Origin of the sequence: Burkholderia sp. AU33423 (assembly GCF_002223135.1) — a bacterium.
GTDB lineage: Bacteria > Pseudomonadota > Gammaproteobacteria > Burkholderiales > Burkholderiaceae > Burkholderia > Burkholderia lata_D.
This window is the reverse complement of record NZ_NKFH01000008.1, coordinates 84,938-103,217: the sequence shown is the minus strand read 5'-3', so window position 1 is coordinate 103,217 and position 18,280 is coordinate 84,938. Positions and strand designations below refer to the sequence as shown.

The 18,280-nt window shown below is 67.9% G+C and carries 12 protein-coding genes and 1 pseudogene; 8 read left to right on the top strand and 5 right to left on the bottom strand.

Going from position 1 to position 18,280, the window contains the following annotated elements:
• The first annotated feature begins 88 nt into the window (after positions 1-88).
• Together CFB50_RS31760 and CFB50_RS31755 are read left to right on the top strand one after the other, a co-directional pair.
• Entirely contained in the window at positions 89-898 is an 810-nt protein-coding gene (locus CFB50_RS31760; protein ID WP_089448523.1) for an SDR family NAD(P)-dependent oxidoreductase, read from the top strand.
• 455 nt (positions 899-1,353) lie between these two features.
• Positions 1,354-8,142, top strand: a complete 6,789-nt coding sequence (locus CFB50_RS31755) for a hypothetical protein (protein WP_144020726.1) — start codon at positions 1,354-1,356, stop codon at positions 8,140-8,142.
• A 53-nt stretch (positions 8,143-8,195) separates the two neighbouring features.
• On the opposite strand, the gene CFB50_RS40290 is transcribed toward CFB50_RS31755, so the two are convergent.
• Both CFB50_RS40290 and CFB50_RS40285 read right to left on the bottom strand, forming a co-directional pair.
• The gene (locus tag CFB50_RS40290) at positions 8,196-8,711 is read right to left on the bottom strand and encodes an IS5 family transposase (protein WP_256978984.1); all 516 of its coding nucleotides are present in this window, start codon (positions 8,709-8,711) and stop codon (positions 8,196-8,198) included.
• Positions 8,603-9,013, bottom strand: coding sequence for a transposase (locus CFB50_RS40285; RefSeq protein ID WP_256978861.1), 411 nt, complete (start codon positions 9,011-9,013; stop codon positions 8,603-8,605). Before CFB50_RS40285 ends, CFB50_RS40290 begins: the two co-directional genes overlap by 109 nt.
• Before the next feature lie 173 nt (positions 9,014-9,186).
• Between CFB50_RS40285 and CFB50_RS31745 the strand changes: the two genes are divergently transcribed.
• Both CFB50_RS31745 and CFB50_RS31740 read left to right on the top strand, forming a co-directional pair.
• Complete coding sequence (locus CFB50_RS31745; RefSeq protein ID WP_089448521.1) at positions 9,187-10,377, top strand: M20 aminoacylase family protein; 1,191 nt, start codon at positions 9,187-9,189, stop codon at positions 10,375-10,377.
• Between the two features lie 56 nt (positions 10,378-10,433).
• The gene (locus tag CFB50_RS31740) at positions 10,434-11,765 is read left to right on the top strand and encodes an MFS transporter (protein ID WP_089448520.1); all 1,332 of its coding nucleotides are present in this window, start codon (positions 10,434-10,436) and stop codon (positions 11,763-11,765) included.
• A gap of 46 nt (positions 11,766-11,811) precedes the next feature.
• On the opposite strand, the gene CFB50_RS31735 is transcribed toward CFB50_RS31740, so the two are convergent.
• A complete protein-coding gene (locus tag CFB50_RS31735; RefSeq protein ID WP_089448519.1) occupies positions 11,812-12,732 on the bottom strand; it encodes a LysR family transcriptional regulator in 921 nt (306 codons plus the stop codon).
• Between the two features lie 135 nt (positions 12,733-12,867).
• Here CFB50_RS31735 and CFB50_RS31730 point away from each other — a divergent pair, with 135 nt between their 5' ends.
• The 3 genes and pseudogenes from CFB50_RS31730 to CFB50_RS40650 all read left to right on the top strand — a co-directional run.
• The gene (locus tag CFB50_RS31730; RefSeq protein ID WP_089448518.1) at positions 12,868-13,641 is read left to right on the top strand and encodes a transporter substrate-binding domain-containing protein; all 774 of its coding nucleotides are present in this window, start codon (positions 12,868-12,870) and stop codon (positions 13,639-13,641) included.
• Positions 13,642-13,701: 60 nt separating this feature from the next.
• Positions 13,702-14,817 (top strand): succinylglutamate desuccinylase/aspartoacylase family protein, encoded by a 1,116-nt coding sequence (locus tag CFB50_RS31725; protein ID WP_089448517.1) that lies wholly within the window; start codon positions 13,702-13,704, stop codon positions 14,815-14,817.
• 234 nt (positions 14,818-15,051) lie between these two features.
• A pseudogene (locus tag CFB50_RS40650) lies at positions 15,052-15,385 on the top strand (hypothetical protein); the annotation flags it as partial.
• 6 nt (positions 15,386-15,391) lie between these two features.
• On the opposite strand, the gene CFB50_RS31715 reads toward CFB50_RS40650, so the two are convergent.
• On the bottom strand, positions 15,392-16,180 hold the full coding sequence (locus CFB50_RS31715; protein WP_039367952.1) for an IclR family transcriptional regulator: 789 nt from the start codon (positions 16,178-16,180) through the stop codon (positions 15,392-15,394).
• 228 nt (positions 16,181-16,408) lie between these two features.
• On the opposite strand from CFB50_RS31715, the gene pcaF reads away from it, so the two are divergent.
• Positions 16,409-17,611, top strand: coding sequence for a 3-oxoadipyl-CoA thiolase (gene pcaF / locus CFB50_RS31710; protein ID WP_089448516.1), 1,203 nt, complete (start codon positions 16,409-16,411; stop codon positions 17,609-17,611).
• Between the two features lie 92 nt (positions 17,612-17,703).
• Here pcaF and CFB50_RS31705 read toward each other — a convergent pair whose 3' ends face one another.
• Positions 17,704-18,204, bottom strand: coding sequence for a DUF523 domain-containing protein (locus tag CFB50_RS31705; protein ID WP_373452984.1), 501 nt, complete (start codon positions 18,202-18,204; stop codon positions 17,704-17,706).
• Positions 18,205-18,280: the final 76 nt, after the last annotated feature.

The following is an 18,280-nucleotide window of genomic DNA, read 5'->3' as shown; positions in this document are numbered from 1 at the left end:
ATATGACATTGAGGATGAGTTCAGTCGAAGCCAGAATTCGTTCCACGAACCGACACCCGGTCGGCTCAATTCACGGAAAGGAAAAATCATGACCACGTCCACGAAAGGCACCGCGCTGATCACCGGCGCATCGGCTGGCATCGGCGCCATTTACGCAGACCGCCTCGCGAAACGCGGCTACGACCTCATCCTGGTGGCGCGTAACCAGGACCGTCTGAGCACGCTCGCGCGCCGCCTCATGGCCGAAACCGGCCGCTCGGTCGAGACCGTCGCCGCCGATCTGAACGGCAAGGCCGCGCTCGCGAAGATCGAAGGCATCCTGCGCGAGAACAGCAGCATCACGATGCTGGTGAACAATGCGGGAATCGGCTCGGTCGCGTCGATTCTCGACAGCGACGTCGATGCGATGGAGTCGATGATCAATCTGAATATCACCGCGCTCACGCGCCTGACTTACGCCGTCGCACCGGTGTTCGCCGGCAAGGGCACGGGCACCATCATCAACATCAGCTCGGTCGTGGGTATCGCGGCCGAACTGCTCAACGGCGTTTACAGCGCATCGAAGTCGTATGTGCTGAGTTTCGGTCACACACTTCAGCGCGACCTGGCGGACAAGGGCGTGCGCGTGCAGACCGTGCTGCCTGCGGCGACGGCGACCGAGTTCTGGGATGTGGCCGGCTATGCGAAGCAGAAGGAGGCCGCCAGCACGATGACGGCCGACGACCTGGTGGATGCCGCGCTTGCGGGCCTCGATCAGGGCGAGCTCGTGACGATCCCGACGCTGCACGACGGCGACGGCTGGACGCAATGGGAAGCGGCCCGCCGCGCACTCACTCCCCAGTTCGCCAACGCCAAGGCCGCTCCGCGCTACGTGGCAGATGCCGGGACCGGCGCTTGAACCGGCTCACTCGATTTTTCGGAAGGTATCGATGATGAACATCCTCGAGATCGGCGCTGCCGTACTCACTACGGCGACCGCGGTGCGCAGCAGCATGTCCCCTGTGGCGACGAGGTCCCCGGGCTGTTTCGGTGGCCTGCCGCGGCGGCGAGGCGGATCAGTTCGCAGGTCCATGGGCGACTGATAGACCGTTCGTCTCAAAAATCAATGGCGCGCAGACGGCGTTGGCCTCGCCGACATTGATCCGGCACCCGTGTCCACCCTCATTTGGGGTAAGCGCTTACTGGTCGGGGGCAGTAGGCGCGGGCACGACGTCGTTGTATCGGCACGCGCGATCGACACGCACCGCGGTGGCTTGCGGCCTTGCCGGGTATGGCCGCGTAGGCAGCCCCCGTGTCGAGATGCGCGGCGTTGCGTCCCTACCGAGCAGCCACTCGAAACTACGAAGTGGGCGGATGGGCGCTCGCGAGGCTTCCCCTAGCATGGACGCTGCGGGAAAAGCGATTTCATCGAGAGGGGGCCGCATGTTGATCGGACCGGACGGACGCGTTGCGTCGCTGCACTACGAACCGCCGTCGCTGCCCCTGCCGCCGCCGCCCACGGCGGCGGCGGCAGGGGCAGCGACGGCGAAAGCGGGCCTGCAGGCGCAGCTCGGCGATCAGCCCCCGTCGAACGGCGCGTCGCTTGCCGACGCGCTCAGAAAGCTCCGCGAAAAGGATGCGGCGAGCGCGGCGGACGCGCTCGCACGCGCGGCGATCCTGTTGCAGGCGCAGTACGACGCGATCCATCACCGAGCGACGTCCCCCGGCGTCGATCCGATCGGGGAGGCGGAGAGCGAAGTCGGGCTCACGCACCAGTTCGATCAGGACACGCTCGACGCTGCCGCCCGATCGCTGTCGAACGGCGCGCTCCCGACCGCATCCGCGGTCCCGTCGAGCACGGCGCCAGCCGTGAGCCTCGTCGATGCGCGCGGCGCGATCCAGGCGGGGCTGAACGACGGGCTCACGTGGTCGGAGGCGGTCAACGCCGCGCGCGTGCAGTTTGGCGGCTCGACGCAGAACGAGACGGTGCTCGATGAAGCGGCGCTGACGATTCAGGGAGACGCACTCGCCCACGGCGCCGATGCGAGCCAGGGCGACGTGTTGGGCGATGCCGCACGGCAGGTCGCGAGCCTGCATCTGTTCGACGATGCGCACCAGCGCGCCGCGCTTGCCGCGCTGAAGACGACCGCGGCGCCGTCGCCGGCGCTTGCGTCCGACGCGACGCGGGCGGACACCATCTGGACGTCGCTGCAGCACGACACTGCCGCTCACGCGGCCCCGGCGCAGATCGCGGCCGACTGGCGCGCCTATCACACAGCGTTGAGCACCGAGCTCGACGACGCGGCCGGCCGGCCGGCGGCGGGCACGACCGGCACGGCGGACTGGGCGACCGATCCGTCGCAGCGCAACCGGCGCTGGTTCGCCGAGCGGGCGGTGCTGGCGGCGAATACGGCGGCCGGCATGCACGGGCCCGCCGCGGGCGACCTGTCGACCGCGCTCGATGCGAGCGAAGTGCTCGATGCGATGGAGGCCGCGCCCGCAAGCGCGAACGCGAACGGGGCCGCGAACCTGAAGGCCGCGCAGGTGCTCACGCAGCAGCTTGCGGGCGTATCGCCGACCGACGCGCTGTACCAGCAGGTGATGAGCGATCCGCGCACGGCGGTGCTGGAGAACGCGGCGTTCGGCGACATTACCGGCGTGCAGGGCGCCGGCGCGCAGGCAACGCTGACCGCCGAGGGCACGGCGTTGTCGGGCTACCGGGGCACGGTGCTGTTCCCGGCGCTGCTGCACGACACGCTCGCATCGGATACGACGCAGCACACCCTGCGCGCGGTCGGCGTGCCGGACAACCTGCAGGGCATCGCGAACCTGCTCGATCCGCTCGCGCAGGCGTCGCCCGAGCTGGCGCAGGCGCTGTTCACGCAGATGCAGGGCAAGATCGACGGGCTGATCCGGCAAGGGCCCGACGTGATCCAGCACATCGATGCGTCGCGCGGCGACGATACGTACTACGGACCACTCGCGCGCATCATCGACGACGCCGGCGGGCCGCGGAACGCGGCGACCCGGCCGGAGGTCGACGCGCTGCGCACGCAGTTGCAGCAGCAACAGACGCAACTCGACGAAGGCGGCACGGAGGCGCTGAGCAACCCGTTCCAGTCGCTCACGTTCCTGCACGACCCGCAGCACAACCGATCGACCGCGGTCTACCAGGCGCTCATCGACGAAGCGCCGACGAGCGAACTCGCCGGGACGCTCGAAAAGTACACGGGGCTCAAACCGTCGTCCACGGCGGCAACGGTGTCGGTCCGGCCGGCCGACGCCAGTGCACTCGCGCAGGCACAGGCAGCGCTCGACGCGCAACTGGGCGGCGGCCCCGTGAATGCGCAGACGCTGCAGAAGGCGCTCGATGCGGCCAGGGCCGCGACGGACCGGAACGGGGCGCTCGCGAACGCGGCGATCGGCGACACGACCTGGGCGCAGGCCGCGATCGTCGAGCAGGCGCGGGCCGACAGCCAGACGAATGCCGACGGCAACGCGAACGGGCCGCAGGATCCGATCGAACGGGCGGCGGGCGAGCTGTCGGGCGATCAGCTGTTCGATGCGAATACGCTGGTGACTGCCGCGGACGCGCTGCGGGGCGGTACGCTGGCCGACGGCAGTACGCTCGCCACGCAGCAGCAGATCCCGTCGCTGATGGACGGCGGGCGCGCAGCGGATTACATGCAGCGACTCGTGAACGACGGCATGACGATGCGCGAGGCCATCGTGCTCACGCGTGCGTGGCTCGGCGGCACGCCGGCGTCCGAATCGACGCTGGTGCAGGCGGCGTTAACGGTGCGCGCCGGGCAGCAGGACATCATGCAGCAGTACCTCGGCGATCCGAGCCAGGACCCGATGAAACTGGCCGCGCAGCAGCTCGATGCGATGAAGCAGGCGCCGGACGGCAGCGCGCCCGGCCCGGCGAACGTGCTCGACCCCGCGCTGATCGCGCGGACGGTCGATGGCACGCCGGCATCCGACGGCCGGCCGGCGGTGCCGGGCTGGGCGCAGGATATCAAGCCGGACCTGGCGGCGCTCAATGGCAAGGACGGGCTGATCGCGCAGGCGCAGCACGCGTATGACGCGTGGCAGCGTGCGCAGGCGGGCGCCGCCGCGAATCCGCAAGATGGCCATGCGCGGGACGCGGCGAGCACCGCGCTCACGCAGTATCACGCGGCACTGTCGGCGGCGCTCGATGCGGCGGCGGGGCGTGCACCGAACGACAGCGGCTGGCAATCGGACCCGGCGTACGTGGACACGCTGTGGAAGGCTCAGATCGCGCTCGCGCAGCAAATTCAGGCGGCGCCGGGGCAGGATGCGCCGGCAGACGGCGCGGTGCTCCAGCAGTGGCAGCGCGGACTCGACGCGCTGCAGATCATCGGCCGCGTACAGGCGGCCCAGCGGTTGGCGACGCCGCCCGGCGCGGATCCTTCCGCCGGCAACGTGAGCGCCGCGCAGACGCTGACCGCCGAGACGGCCGGACTGCAGCAGGCCGATCCCGGGCTCTATCAGCAGGTGATGGGCGACGCGTTCGTCGGCAATCTCGGGAAGGCCGCGCTCGCGAGCATCGCCGGCGCTGCCGCGCCGCCGTGGGTCTGTCCGGCCAACGGCGACGCCGGCGCGGATGTGAACGCGCGATTGCACGCCGCCGGCTCGCTGCTGCAGCAGTACCAGTCGACGGTGATCTACGCGCAACTGAAGGACGCCGTGGCGGGCGATCCGGCCATGCAGCAGCTGTTTGCGACGATCGAAGACGAGGTGCGGTCCCGCAAGCGCGATGCGGACAAGCTCGGGCTGCTCGCCGACCTGGTGCAGGGAAGCGGCAGTACGGACCTGTCCGCGCAACTCGTGCATCAGATGTTCGGCGCGGGGGGAACGCAGCCGGTTTTTTCGCCTGAGCAACTGGTTGCGTGGACGCGCAACGCGAACGACCCGACGCAGGTTTCGCGCATCTACTGGTGGGCGGGCGGCGCGCAGAACCAGGACATGACCGATCTGCGCCACGCGCTCGAGACGATGGTGACGCGCGACGATCCGACCTTCGGTGGAGAAAGCCGCGATTCGAAGCTCAACCCGCAGCACCGGGTGATCAGCAAGGGCGGTTCGGTGGTGTGGGGCGAGGATCTCGGCTTCGGCGGCCTTCGCAAGCACGACCAGCCGATGCAGCTCGCGCGGGACATGCTGGGCGACGATGCGATGGATCCGCTCGGCAAGGAGATCGCCCGCGAGACCGGGTACCAGGACACGGGCAAGCCGGCCGCCGGCGTGAGCGTGAGCGCGCCGGGCCAATCGGCGCTGCCGACCGATGCGGCGTACGTGCCGGGTGCGGGCCCGGCGGTGAGCACGGGCGGCGGTCTGGTGGGGCTGCCGTTGCCGGACGGGATGCAGACGCTCGGCAGCGACGCCGCGCTGCTGAATGCGGCCGGGTCCGCCTACGGCGTGACGGTGGCGCGCATGCCGACGACGCTCGCGCAGGAGCAGGCGCTGTCCGACGGGACGTTCGCGTTGTACGACCCGAACGAGACGGTGTTCGACGCGAGCGGCCACAAGACGACGCTGGGTCAGGCGGTCGACAACCTGAAGCAGGGCGAGGGCGTGCGCACGCCGAGCGGGCTCGCGCCGGTGACGCTCGCGTCGCTGGCGGGCGAGTGGTGGAACAGCCGCCGGCCAAGCCAGGATCAGAAGGGCACGCCGTTCACGCTGCTGGAGGGGCTCTCGGCGAACGGCGGGCTGGTCGACGTGGGGCCGGCCGATCCAACCGCACGCCACGGGTACGCGGACTGGCAGTCGCACACGGGTTTCGCGAAGGGTTTCATGATCGCGCAGCCGCACTGGGTGGTGAACGCGCAGGGGCAGGACCTGACGGATGCCGCGTACTTCGTCGACTACAAGCCTGATATGGGCTGGTGGGAGCGGTGGGGCGCGGACCTGCAGATCGCGGGGACGGCGGCGGCAGGTGTGCTGGCGCTGGCGGCGGCGCCGGAGACGGCGCCGCTGTGGTTCGCGCTGATGTCGGAAGCTGCCGATGCCTACCTCACATGGAGCGCAACGGTCGGCACGGTCAACGCGGCGAAGCAGCTGTCGACGGCGCGCGGACGGGGCGATTGGGTGAACTGGCTGGGCCTGGCGGCGAACCTGTCCGGCGGGGCGGCGAGCGGATTCGGGACAGTCGCGCGGGCAGCGACGATCGGCGACCGGCTTGCGTCGGGGGCGAGCGCCTATGCGGACGTGGCACGGGTGACGACCGTGGCGCGAGGCACGAACGCGCAGCAGTTCGCGAACGTGCAGGCGCTGGCGGCGGTAAACGGCATGCGAGCGGTGACGACGTTCGACGACACGCTGCCGGCGCAGTGGTTGACGCGTGCGACGACCGCTACGGAGGGCAGGATGCAGGGCACGGCGGCCTTCGCGGAGATCATGCAGGCGTGGCAGGGCAGCACGACGTCCAGGCTGCTGGGCGGCGCGGCAATGGTCACGAACGGCACGGCGATGGCGCAACAGGCGGCGGTATTGACGCACGCGGCGCTGGCGGGCAAGCCGGTGACGGCACAGGACTGGCTGAGCCTGGCGAGTTCGGCAGGCTTGACGGCACTTGGTTTCGGCGTCGCGCGCGCCAACGGCGTCGACGACAGCGATGCGCCGTTGCGCGCGTATCACCCCGCAGACTCATGGATCACCGCGCGGCCGGGCACGGCCATACCGCCGACACGCAGTTATACGGTTCCCGACGCGACCCGCCGGAATCCCGTTGAACTGGCGAATGTCCTGTCGAACGTGCTGGGTTCGCAAGGCAGCATCGACCACGCGACTTACGTCGTGCTTGCGCGGGATAGCGAGAACCCGGCGCAGAGCGGTTTGACCCTTGTCTCGCTCCCCCCGGGTACCTTGCCCGGTCTCGGTCAACCGCTCACCAGCCAGTCCCTGTTTGACGCGCGAACGTTCGGCAACGCCACGTCGACGCACGGCATTGCAATCGTCGATGAGCGCGGGATAGCGGCGGACGGCACGGTGCCGCCAGCGGCGGTGATCGGGACGATCAAGGCCGGGCGGCCGTTGGAGTATCCGATCGAGATCGAGGTCAATGGCGGCTACACGAAGCCGATCCGCTTCACGTATAAGCATTCGGGGCGTGCGACCACGTGGCCGGCGATCGAGATCGACGAGAAGACGGGTGGCTGGGTCGTACACGACGCCGTGCGCCAGAACGGCGACCTGATGGACGCGTTCATTTCGGCGCTGGCAAGCAGCGGCGGTCGGCTGGCCGGCACGCGCTACGTGGCCATCGGCACGAAAGGCGGCAGCGATCCTGTCAATCCCGCCGTCGCGATCGTCGACGATTCGGGCCGAGTCGTCGCGACGCTGCGGCTCGGGGCGGCCGAGAATCCGACCGGGATGGATTCGACTGCGAACGGTTGGCGGGCGGATTTCATGCGCGATTACGCAGGCAGCGTGTCGGTCATGTACCCGGCCGGCTTCGACATGAACGAGCCGCTGATTCGTAACTGGAACGGCCAACTCGTCGACGTGATCAACGCGCGGGCGGGCGGCGGCCGCACGCAACTGCCGAGCTATCCACCTCGAGAAGCCGATCTCGCCGTGTACATCAACGCCTTCGATAGCTACCCGGAGAACCGCTTGCTCGGCGTCGATGAATCCGGCAGGCGCAACCCATTGTTGCTGCCTGTGCCGCCGGGCTATTTCGGCGTCGATCAACATGCAGGCCCGAAGGGGTTTCTCAATTCCGTGGGCAACGTACTGACTCCCGAACAGGAGGCGGCACTGATCATCGGCGCGGGGTGGGACGGCAAAAAGCCGATCCTGTTCTATTCGTGCGGACCGGGTGCGCAGTTCACGCGCAGCGACGGCCGGCAGATGGAGGCACCGCTGATTCAGCAGGTCACCGACGCATTGCAGCGGTTGTACCCGCTGATGCGCGGCAAGTCGGTCGATCCGGGCTTTCACACGATCGCGGCCAACCGCCCCGTCGCGTGGTATGTGCAGAGCGACGACGGGTATACGAGCGATGTGCGTGTCCCGATAACGCAGGAATGGAGCGCTTACCCGGAGCTTGCGAGCTGGATGCAACAGCGGGATTCGATCGTCAACAGTGAGGAACCGGGCTTCTCTTATTACTATCCGGGGGCGCAATCCCCGGATTAACCCTGATTAACAAACCTTATCACGGTGAAAAATTCCGTATCTTAGAGGCCAGTTCAAAAACCTTGCTCAGCTCGCCTGAAGACGTTCCAGCAGACGAGCGAGCAGCCAAGTTTCAAGAATGCTTCGTGAATGTCGGCACGTCGCTCGAAGCGCGTGCGTAGACGACGGAAATTATGGAGCCAGGAGTGCGTACGCTCGACCACCCAACGATACTTGCCGAGCCCGCTGCCGTGTTCGGTCCGGCGCTTCGCGATCACGGGCCTGATGCCGCGCTCACGCAGCGCACGTCGGTGTCGTGTGGAATCGTAGCCGCGATCGGCGTAGACGACGCCGGGCTTCTGAAGTGGTCGGCCACGGACACCGCGAATCGGCGGAATTGCATCAACGAGCGGCAGCAACTGCGTGACGTCGTTGGCGTTCGCGCCGGTCAGGATCGCGACGACGGGAACGCCGTTGGCGTCTACGAGGATGTGGTGCTTGGAACCGGGTCGCGCACGATCCGTGGGGTTCGGGCCAGTTTTTCGCCCGCCCCAACGGCGCGCACGGACGACGAATCGACCGCAGCGTATGACAGATCGATCTGGCCGGCCGCACGCAACTTGTCGAGCAGCAACTCGTGCAGTTGGTCCCATACACCAGCCTTTTGCCAGTCGTTCAATCGCCGCCAGCAAGTTGCGCCCGAGCCGAAGCCCAGCCGAGTCGGCAAGTGGTTCCAGCGGATTCCCGTTTTGAACACGAACAGGATGCCGTTGAGCGCCGCACGATCGCAAACGCGCGGACGACCAGGATCGCTCTTCGCACGAGGCTTCGCGGGCGGCAGCAATGGTTCGATCAGTATCCACAGTTCGTCGTCAATGATCGGCGCTTCCATCCTTGGGCTTCCGTTGTTCTGGTGCCCAAGGTTAACAGCTCGCCGAGGAAGTAAACAGCCCCCTCACGGGGTTTTTGAACTGACCTCTTATTGAACCGATATCGGCTGGATATAGTGGCTCGCTTTCCCGCACGCATCCTTGGCGTGCGCAGACGAACGGCAGGAGCCCCTTGATGACCACCGATACCCGATTCACCGAAGTCGAGGATCTGATGCCCGCCGCCGGCGGGCTGCGCGAGATCCGTCACCACATCCATCACCACCCCGAACTCGCCTACGAGGAGCACGACACGGCCGCGCTCGTGGCCGAGAAGCTCGAACAGTGGGGCTGGCAGGTGACGCGCGGGGTCGGCAAGACGGGCGTGGTCGGTACGCTGCGCGTGGACGACGGCACGCGCAGCATCGGCATCCGCGCCGACATGGATGCGCTGCCGATCATCGAGGCGACGGGGCTGCCCTACGCGAGCGGCACGCACGGCAAGATGCACGCGTGCGGCCACGACGGCCACACGACGATGCTGCTCGGCGCCGCGCAGCACCTCGCGAAGACCCGCAACTTCTCCGGCACCGTGCACCTGTATTTCCAGCCGGCGGAAGAGCACGGCGTCGACAGCGGCGCGAAGAAGATGATCGACGATGGCCTGTTCGAACGCTTCCCGTGCGATGCCGTGTTCGGCATGCACAACCATCCGGGCGCGGCACCGGGCGTGTTCCTCACGCGGCGCGGCCCGTTCATGTCGGCCGGCGACAAGGCGATCATCTCGATCGAAGGCGTCGGCGGCCACGCGGCACGTCCGCACTTGACGATCGATCCGGTGGTCGTCGCGGCGAGCATCGTGATGGCGCTGCAGACGATCGTCGCGCGCAACGTCGACCCGTCGCAGCCGGCGGTCGTCACGGTCGGCTCGATGCACGCGGGCACCGCGAACAACGTCATCCCGAACGGCGCGCGCCTCGAACTCAGCGTGCGCTCGTTCAGCCCGGAAGTGCGCGCGCTGCTCAAGCGCCGCATCACCGAGCTGGCCGAAACGCAGGCCGCGAGCTATGGCGCAACCGCGCACGTCGAATACATCGAAGGTTATCCGGTCGTCGTCAATACGGATGCCGAAACGGATTTCGCCGCACAGGTGGCGCGCGAACTCGTCGGCGACGCGCACGTGGTCGAGCAGACCGACCTGCTGATGGGCAGCGAGGATTTCGCGTTCATGCTGCAGCAGCGGCCGGGCTCGTTCGTGCGGCTCGGCAACGGCGAAGGCGAGGACGGCTGCATGGTGCACAACCCGAAATACGACTTCAACGATCGCAATCTGCCGATCGGCGCGGCGTTCTGGACGCGCCTGGTGGAGCGTTACCTCGGTCAGTGATCGCAGCGGCGGCACGCGGCCGGCGCTTCCGGCCGCATTGAGAAGAGAGGATAGCGATGCAGAAAGACCATCTCGCGCTGCACCCCGGGCCGGCCGAAGCCACCGCCACCGACACGCGCGGCGAGCCGGCCGTCACGCGGCGCGGTGCGATCGCCGCGGCCGTGATCGGCAACTGGCTGGAATTCTTCGATTTCACCGTGTACGGCTTCTTCGCGGTGCTGATCGGCAAGCTGTTCTTCCCGTCGAGCGACCCGACCACGTCGCTGCTGCTGTCGGTCGCGACGTTCGCCGCCGGCTTCTTCACGCGGCCGCTCGGCAGCGTCGTGCTCGGCGTCTACGCGGACCGCAAGGGGCGCAAGGCCGCGCTGAACCTGACGATCATGCTGATGGCGCTCGGCACGGGCCTGATCGCGATCGCGCCGACCTATGCGCAGGTCGGCGTGGCCGCGCCGCTGCTAGTCGTGTTCGCGCGCTTGCTGCAGGGCTTCTCGCAGGGAGGCGAATTTGGCGCGGCGACCTCGACGCTGCTCGAACAGGGCGGCACGTCGCGCCGTGCGTTCCGCGCGAGCTGGCAGCTCGCGACGCAGGGTGGTGCGGCGCTGATGGGCTCGGGCTTCGCGGCGCTGTTGTCGAACACGATGACGAAGGACGCGCTGGAGAGCTGGGGATGGCGGCTGCCGTTCCTCGTCGGCGTGCTGATCGCACCGGTCGGCATGTACCTGCGCCGCCGGCTCGCCGACGATGCGCCCGGCGACCGCCATCACGGCATCGAACGCGGCGTGCTGCACGAGCTGTTCTCGAAGCACACGCGCACGGTGCTGCTGCTGATGCTCACGGTGATGGGCGGCACGGTGTCGACCTACATCCTGACGTTCTACATGCCGACCTACGCGATCCATACGCTTGGCCTGCCGATGAAGCTGTCGATGTTCGTCGGCGTCGCATCGGGCTGCGTGATGCTGGTCACGTGTCCGCTGTTCGGCTGGCTGTCGGACAGGCTCGGCAGCCGGCGCCTGCCGATCTTCGTCGGCCGCGGCGTGCTGGTCGCCTTGCTGTTCCCGGCGTTCTGGCTGATGAATCATCACCCGACGCTGTCGGTGATCCTGCCGCTGACCGCGCTGATGCTGCTGTTCTATTCGCTCGGCTCGGCGTCGGAAATGGCGCTGATGTGCGAGTCGCTGCCGCGCCACGTGCGTGCGACCGGCATCTCGATCGCGTACGCGCTCGCGGTGACGATCTTCGGCGGCACCGCGCAGCTGATCGCGACGTGGCTCGTGAAGACGACCGGCAGCAAGCTCGCGCCGGCCGGCTACGTGGCCGCGTGCGTGGTGCTGTCGCTGATCGCGGTGGCGATGCTGCGCGAGACGGCGCGCGATTCGATCGACTGACGCGCGGCGCAGCGCAGCACGACGCGCGGCAAGCGGCGATACGCGCTCACCGCCCGCGCACCACCCTCAAGTACGACGCGAGCATCGTCGCGAGTTCCTGGGCGGCCGGCGTCAGCGGCACGGCCGCGCGCTGCAGCAGGCAGATGTCCTGCGATTCGGCCTGCTCGCGCACGGGCACTTTCGCGAGCGCGCCGGCAAACGGCCCGTGCCGCGTCACGGCTTCGGTTTCGAGCGCGAGGCAATCGGTCTGCGTGACGAGTTGCAGCGTCTCGAACATCCCTTCGACGGTGGCGAGGATTTTCGGCGGCGGCAGGCCGTGTACGTCGAAGTATGCGAGCAGCCGGTTGACGACGGGATCGGCGCTCAGGTTCGGCGAGCGCGTTGACACCCATCCATAGTCGGCCAGTTCGGCGAGCGATTGCGCATGCATCGCCGGGTGCCCGTTGCGGCACACGATCACCGGCGCCGACGTACGCAGCGGCGTGACCGCGAGATCGGTCGTGTCGGTCTGTTTCGCGACCAGCGCGATCGCGAAATCGACCGCGCTTTCGCGCAGCCAGCCGATCATCATTCGCGACGTGCCGGTGCGCAGGTGCACGTCGACCTTGTCGAAGCGCGCGCGGAACGCGCTCAACACGGGCGCGAACGCGTCGATCAGCGGCTCGGCCACGAGGCCGAGCGTGACGGTGCCTTCGTACGCGCCGCTCAGTTGCCGGATTTCCCGCTCGACCTGTTCGCATTCGCCGAGGATCGAACCGGAGCGCGCGAGCAGCCGCTGGCCGACGGCCGTCGGCACGATCCCGCGATTGGTGCGCGTGAACAGCGTCGCGCCGAGCGTCGCCTCGAGGCCCTGCAACTGCTGCGTGACGCCGCTCTGCGCGAGGTCGAGCGCGCGTGCGGCGGCGCGCAGGCTGCCGTGCTCGACGACGGCCTGGAAGATGCGGAGCTGGGAGAGCGTGAACGCCATGGGCAAGCGCGGGGCCGGTGATCGGGAAAAGTGATCATGATAAGGCAGCGGGCGATTCCGGCGGCGGCGTGTGCGCACTACGATCGCAGGCAGTCCGGCTCGTGCCGGTTGCCCATCGTCCCGCCTTCGTCGACCATGAAACGTACCTTCCTGCCGCTCGTTTCCCTATGCCTTGCGTTCGCGGCCGGTTCCGCGCACGCACTCGATACGCGCCCCGTGCGCCTCGGCATCGATCCGACCTATCCGCCGATGGATTCGAAGGCGCCCGACGGTAGCCTGAAGGGCTTCGACGTCGATCTCGGCAACGAGATCTGCCGCCGTGCGCAGTTGCGCTGCCAGTGGGTCGAGCTCGAATTCTCCGGGATGATTCCCGCGCTGCAGGCGCGCAAGATCGACGCGATCCTGTCGTCGATGGCGATCACCGAGAAGCGCGAGAAGCAGATCCTGTTCTCGTCGAAGCTGTTCCGCTTCAAGTCGCGGCTCGTCGCTCGGCCCGGGAGCGGCGTCGACAGCACGACCGCGTCGCTTGCGGGCAAGCGCGTCGGCGTGCAGTCGGGCACGCAGTTCGAATCGTGGGCGCTCGCGCACTGGGCGCCGGCCGGCGTCAGCGTGGTGCCGTACAAGAGCCAGGACGACGTGTTCGCCGATCTCGTCAACGGCCGCCTCGACGCGGCATTGCTCGGCACGGTGGAAGCCGACTACGGCTTCCTGCGCACGCCGAAGGGCAAGGGCTTCGCGTTCGTCGGCGCGCCGCTCGACATGGGCGATCGCGGCGTCGGCATCGGCATGCGGCAGTCGGATACGGCGCTCAAGGTGTCGATCGACGGCGCGATCGCATCGATGCTGAAGGACGGCACGTACGACCGGATCGCCAGGAAGTATTTCGACTTCAACCCGTACGGCGACTGAGCGCCGAGCCACCTCGACGTTTCACCCGCTTCTTCGTTTTCATTTCGTTCGAGACCATCGATGCAGATTCGCACCATGCCGCTCCTGTCGCCGTCGATCGGCACGCAGCGCACGCTGACGAGCTTTCATTTCGGGCCGGCCGACACCGGCCGCAAGATCTACCTGCAGGCCGCGCTGCACGCGGACGAGACGCCCGCGATGCTCGCGGCGTTCGTGCTGAAGCAGCGTCTTGCACAGCTTGATGCCGACGGCCGGCTCGCGGCCGAGATCGTGCTCGTGCCGGTCGCGAATCCGATCGGTCTCAATCATCATCTGCTCGGGCAGTTCATCGGCCGTTTCGACCTGGCGAGCGGCCGCAACTTCAATCGTGGCTTCCTGCCGCTTGCGGAAATCGCCGCGCGTGCGCGTGACCGGCTAGGCGACGACGGCGAACGCAATCGCGCGATCGTGCGCGAATGCGTCGGCGCGGCGCTCGACGAAATCGCGCCGCGCACCGAATTCGATGCGCTGCAGCTTGCGCTGCTGAAGCTGTCGCTCGATGCCGAGGTCGTGATCGACCTGCATTGTTCGCTCGAAGCCGTGATGCACGTGTACACGAGCGATACCGCATGGCCGGAAGTCGAGCCGCTCGCGCGGTATCTCGGCTCGGAAGTGTCGCTGCTTGCCGAGGATTCGGGCGGGCACGCGTTCGACGATGCGCATCACCTGCTGTGGTCGCAATTGCGGCAGCACTTGCCGGCGGGGACGCCGATGGCGGCCGGCACCGTGGCCGTGACGATCGAGTGCCGCGGCCAGCGTGACGTGACGTACGACTATGCGGAACGCGACGCCGATGCGCTCGTCGACTATCTCGTGTGGCGCGGCGCGGTGCAGGGCGAACGCAAGCCACTACCGCCGCTCGCCGCGCCGGCCACGCCGCTGGCCGGCAGCGAGCAGTTCCATGCGCCGGTGAGCGGGATACTCGTGCACCGTGCGGCGATCGGCGCGACGATCCGTGCGGGCGATCCGCTGTTCGACATCGTCGATCCGCTGACCGATGCGGTCACGACGATCTCGAGCGCGACCGACGGCGTGTTCTACATGCGCCGCGCGATCCGCTTCGTGACGGCCGGCGCGCCGCTCGGCCGCGTGACGGGCACGGTGCCGGTGCGCAAGGGGATGTTGCTCGGCGCGTGACGATACTTTGTCCGACGGATTCGGAACGCAATTTCGTTCCTGTCAAATTGATCGGGCGTACGCATGCCCGTAAATTGAGCGACGCGGAGTTCGCTCCGTGTTTTGAAAGAAAGATGTTGCAGAGCGATTGGAGTTTGGCGGGCGGCCTGTGTCGCCCGTTTTTTTATTTCACTGCGACGACGGTTCGGCAGCACGCCGATGTCGGCGCCGTTGACGGAAGATGACGGCGGTGGCCTCGCCGTGAAGAATTTTCGCCGCGTGGTGCAGATTGCCGTCACCTTTCCGGACGAGCAGATTGTCGTATCGCTGATACGACAATTGAGCTGGACACATTGGGACGGTCTTGGGTTCGGTCGTCGGAACTTGCAGCAGAACCGATCATTCTTCTTAACCACGCCAATCCGCCAGACAGTGTCTGGCGAATCGTCCCCGGCACCGGTACAGTCGAGAAGGCTCGACGAACAGGCGCAGCGCTTCACGCCACCGTGGTCCGCCTATGTGCGGGCTGCTGTCGGCCCAGGACGACCAGGCGCGCGGGTTCCACGAGGCCGAAGCGTTGCGTGACGGCTCGCGCTCACCCCCGCCGCGCCACCAGCTCCGACACCGTCTGCGCGGCCTGCTGCAGCGGCCCGAGAAACTCCTTCACCATTTGCTTCGCGGTATGCCGCTGCGCGTTGCCGCTGATGTTCATCGCCGCGATGATCTGCCCACGCCGGTTGCGGATCGGCGCGGACAACGACATCAGGCCCACTTCGAGTTCCTGGTCGACCACCGCCCAGCCCTGCTGGCGCACCTGCGCGATCGCCGCCTTCAGTTCGCCGAGATCGGTGATCGTGCGCGGCGTATGCGCGCGGATGCCGCTTTGCGCGAGCGTCTCGTCGAGCTCGGCGTCGTCGAGCGCGGACAGCAGCACGCGGCCCATCGACGTGCAGTACGCGGGCAGCCGGCTGCCGATCGACAGGTTGATCGTCATGATCTTGCGGGTCGGCACGCGCAGCACGTAGACGATCTCGGTGCGGTCGAGCACGGCCGCCGAGCAGCTTTCGTGGATCTGCGCGGACAGCTGCTCCATCACGGGATCGGCGAGATTCCAGAACGGCATCGACGTGAGGTACGCGAAGCCGAGTTCGAGGATCTTCGGCGTGAGTCGGAACAGCCGGCCGTCGGCCTCGACGTAGCCGAGCGTCTGCAGCGTGAGCAGGATCCGGCGCGCGCCTGCGCGCGTGAGCCCGGTGGCCGAGGCGACCTCGGTGAGCGTCTGCTCCGGACGGGCCGCGTCGAACGCGCGGATCACCGCAAGGCCGCGCGCGAACGACTGGACATAGGAGTCGCCGGGTTTCGTCTGAGTGTCTTCGGTTGTCATGAGCGCCTGGAATATCGTGCAGCCGAGAAGATAGCGCATGGGGCCTGACACGCCAACCGCGCGGCGGACCGCGCGCTTGACAGGTCGTCCCCGCACTCCCTATGATGCGTTGAACGTTCGATACACGATCTTATGTTCGTATATAGAACATTTAAGCGCATCCCGACGGGCAATGCAAGGGGCGCGCCCTGTTCATTCCCCCAGCCTGTCCTGGGACCGGAGACACTGATGACCGAAGCTTTTCTGTGTGATGCGATCCGTACGCCGATCGGGCGTTACGGCGGTGCACTGTCCGGCGTGCGCGCCGACGACCTGGGCGCGGTGCCGCTCAAGGCGCTCGTCGAGCGCAACCGCGACGTCGACTGGACGGCGATCGACGACGTGATCTACGGCTGTGCGAACCAGGCCGGCGAGGACAACCGCAACGTCGCGCGCATGTCGGCGCTGCTCGCGGGCCTGCCGCAGGGCGTGCCGGGTTCGACGATCAACCGCCTGTGCGGTTCCGGGATGGATGCGGTCGGCGTGGCCGCGCGTGCGATCAAGTCCGGCGAGGCCGCGCTGATGGTCGCGGGCGGCGTCGAGAGCATGACGCGCGCGCCGTTCGTGATGGGCAAGGCCGCGAGCGCGTTCGCGCGGCAGGCCGACATCTACGATACGACGATCGGCTGGCGCTTCGTCAATCCGCTGATGAAACAGCTGCACGGCGTCGATTCGATGCCGGAGACGGCCGAGAACGTCGCCGTCGACTACAACATCAGCCGCGCCGATCAGGACCTGTTCGCACTGCGCAGCCAGCAGAAGGCCGCGCGGGCGCAGCAGGACGGCACGCTGGCCGAGGAAATCGTCGCGGTCACGATTGCCCAGAAGAAGGGCGATCCGCTGGTCGTGTCGCGCGACGAGCATCCGCGCGAGACGTCGCTCGAAACGCTCGCGAAGCTGAAGGGCGTCGTGCGCCCGGACGGCTCGGTGACGGCCGGCAACGCATCGGGCGTCAACGACGGCGCCGCCGCGCTGCTGCTCGCGAACGAGGAAACCGCGAAGCGCTACGGCCTGACGCCGCGCGCACGCGTGCTGGGTATCGCGACGGCGGGTGTCGCGCCGCGCGTGATGGGCATCGGCCCCGCGCCGGCCACGCAGAAGCTGCTCGCCCGGCTCGGGATGACGATCGACCAGTTCGACGTGATCGAGCTGAACGAGGCATTCGCGTCGCAAGGTCTCGCGGTGCTGCGCATGCTCGGCGTCGCTGACGACGATCCGCGCGTGAACCCGAACGGCGGCGCGATCGCACTGGGCCATCCGCTCGGCGCGTCGGGCGCGCGTCTCGTGACGACCGCGATGTATCAGCTGCATCGCACGAACGGCCGCTTTGCGCTGTGCACGATGTGCATCGGCGTCGGCCAGGGCATCGCGATCGCGATCGAACGCGTCTGACCTGCGTCTCGCGGCGAAGCGGCAGCGCACGCGCCGCTTCGCGCTATCCGAATCGATGCGCGGCACGAGGGTTCTCGTGCCGCGCATCGTCGTTAACCGGCCTGCGACAACTGCTCGAGGCGCGCATCGAGTGCGTCGATCTCGGTGTCCGCGAACACTTCGATGCCATGCTCGCGCAGCAACGCCGCCGTGACACCGGCGCCCGCGTGCCGCCGGTTCTCGAAACTCCCGTCATAAATGAACGTGCTGCCGCACGACGGACTGCCGTCGGCCAGGATCGCGAAGCGGCAATCGTGCGCGCGCGCGAGGGCCAGCGCGGTGTGCGCGCCGGACACGAACGGCGCCGTCACGTCGTTGCCGTTCACGTCGACGATGCGCGCGGCGCCCGACAGCACCCGCTGCCCCGATTCGCCGCCGGCGATTTCGGCGGGCGGGCGCGGCACGCTGAAGCCGCCGGCCAGTTCGGGGCAGACGGGCACGAGGCGCCCTTCGCGCTGCCACCGTTCGAGCGCCTCGTGTGCGGCGGTCCTGGCCGAGCCGTTGTAGCGGACCGGATGACCGACCACGCACATGCTGACGAGGATTTTCGGCATGGCTTGCGGCTGCGCTTCGTTCTGCAATTTCGCTCTCCGTGATGCCGCGATGGCCGATGGCGGCCGTGGCAAAGCG

What these genes read in the sequence shown, in the direction of transcription:
- CFB50_RS31735 (WP_089448519.1), bottom strand. Translation starts at nt 12,732, where the DNA reads ATGGCGTTCACGCTCTCCCAGCTCCGCATCTTCCAGGCCGTCGTCGAG.
- CFB50_RS31740 (WP_089448520.1), top strand. Translation starts at nt 10,434, where the DNA reads ATGCAGAAAGACCATCTCGCGCTGCACCCCGGGCCGGCCGAAGCCACC.
- CFB50_RS31715 (WP_039367952.1), bottom strand. Translation starts at nt 16,180, where the DNA reads ATGACAACCGAAGACACTCAGACGAAACCCGGCGACTCCTATGTCCAG.
- CFB50_RS40285 (WP_256978861.1), bottom strand. Translation starts at nt 9,013, where the DNA reads ATGGAAGCGCCGATCATTGACGACGAACTGTGGATACTGATCGAACCA.
- CFB50_RS31745 (WP_089448521.1), top strand. Translation starts at nt 9,187, where the DNA reads ATGACCACCGATACCCGATTCACCGAAGTCGAGGATCTGATGCCCGCC.
- CFB50_RS31760 (WP_089448523.1), top strand. Translation starts at nt 89, where the DNA reads ATGACCACGTCCACGAAAGGCACCGCGCTGATCACCGGCGCATCGGCT.
- pcaF (WP_089448516.1), top strand. Translation starts at nt 16,409, where the DNA reads ATGACCGAAGCTTTTCTGTGTGATGCGATCCGTACGCCGATCGGGCGT.
- CFB50_RS31725 (WP_089448517.1), top strand. Translation starts at nt 13,702, where the DNA reads ATGCAGATTCGCACCATGCCGCTCCTGTCGCCGTCGATCGGCACGCAG.
- CFB50_RS31755 (WP_144020726.1), top strand. Translation starts at nt 1,354, where the DNA reads ATGGGCGCTCGCGAGGCTTCCCCTAGCATGGACGCTGCGGGAAAAGCG.
- CFB50_RS31730 (WP_089448518.1), top strand. Translation starts at nt 12,868, where the DNA reads ATGAAACGTACCTTCCTGCCGCTCGTTTCCCTATGCCTTGCGTTCGCG.
- CFB50_RS31705 (WP_373452984.1), bottom strand. Translation starts at nt 18,204, where the DNA reads ATGCCGAAAATCCTCGTCAGCATGTGCGTGGTCGGTCATCCGGTCCGC.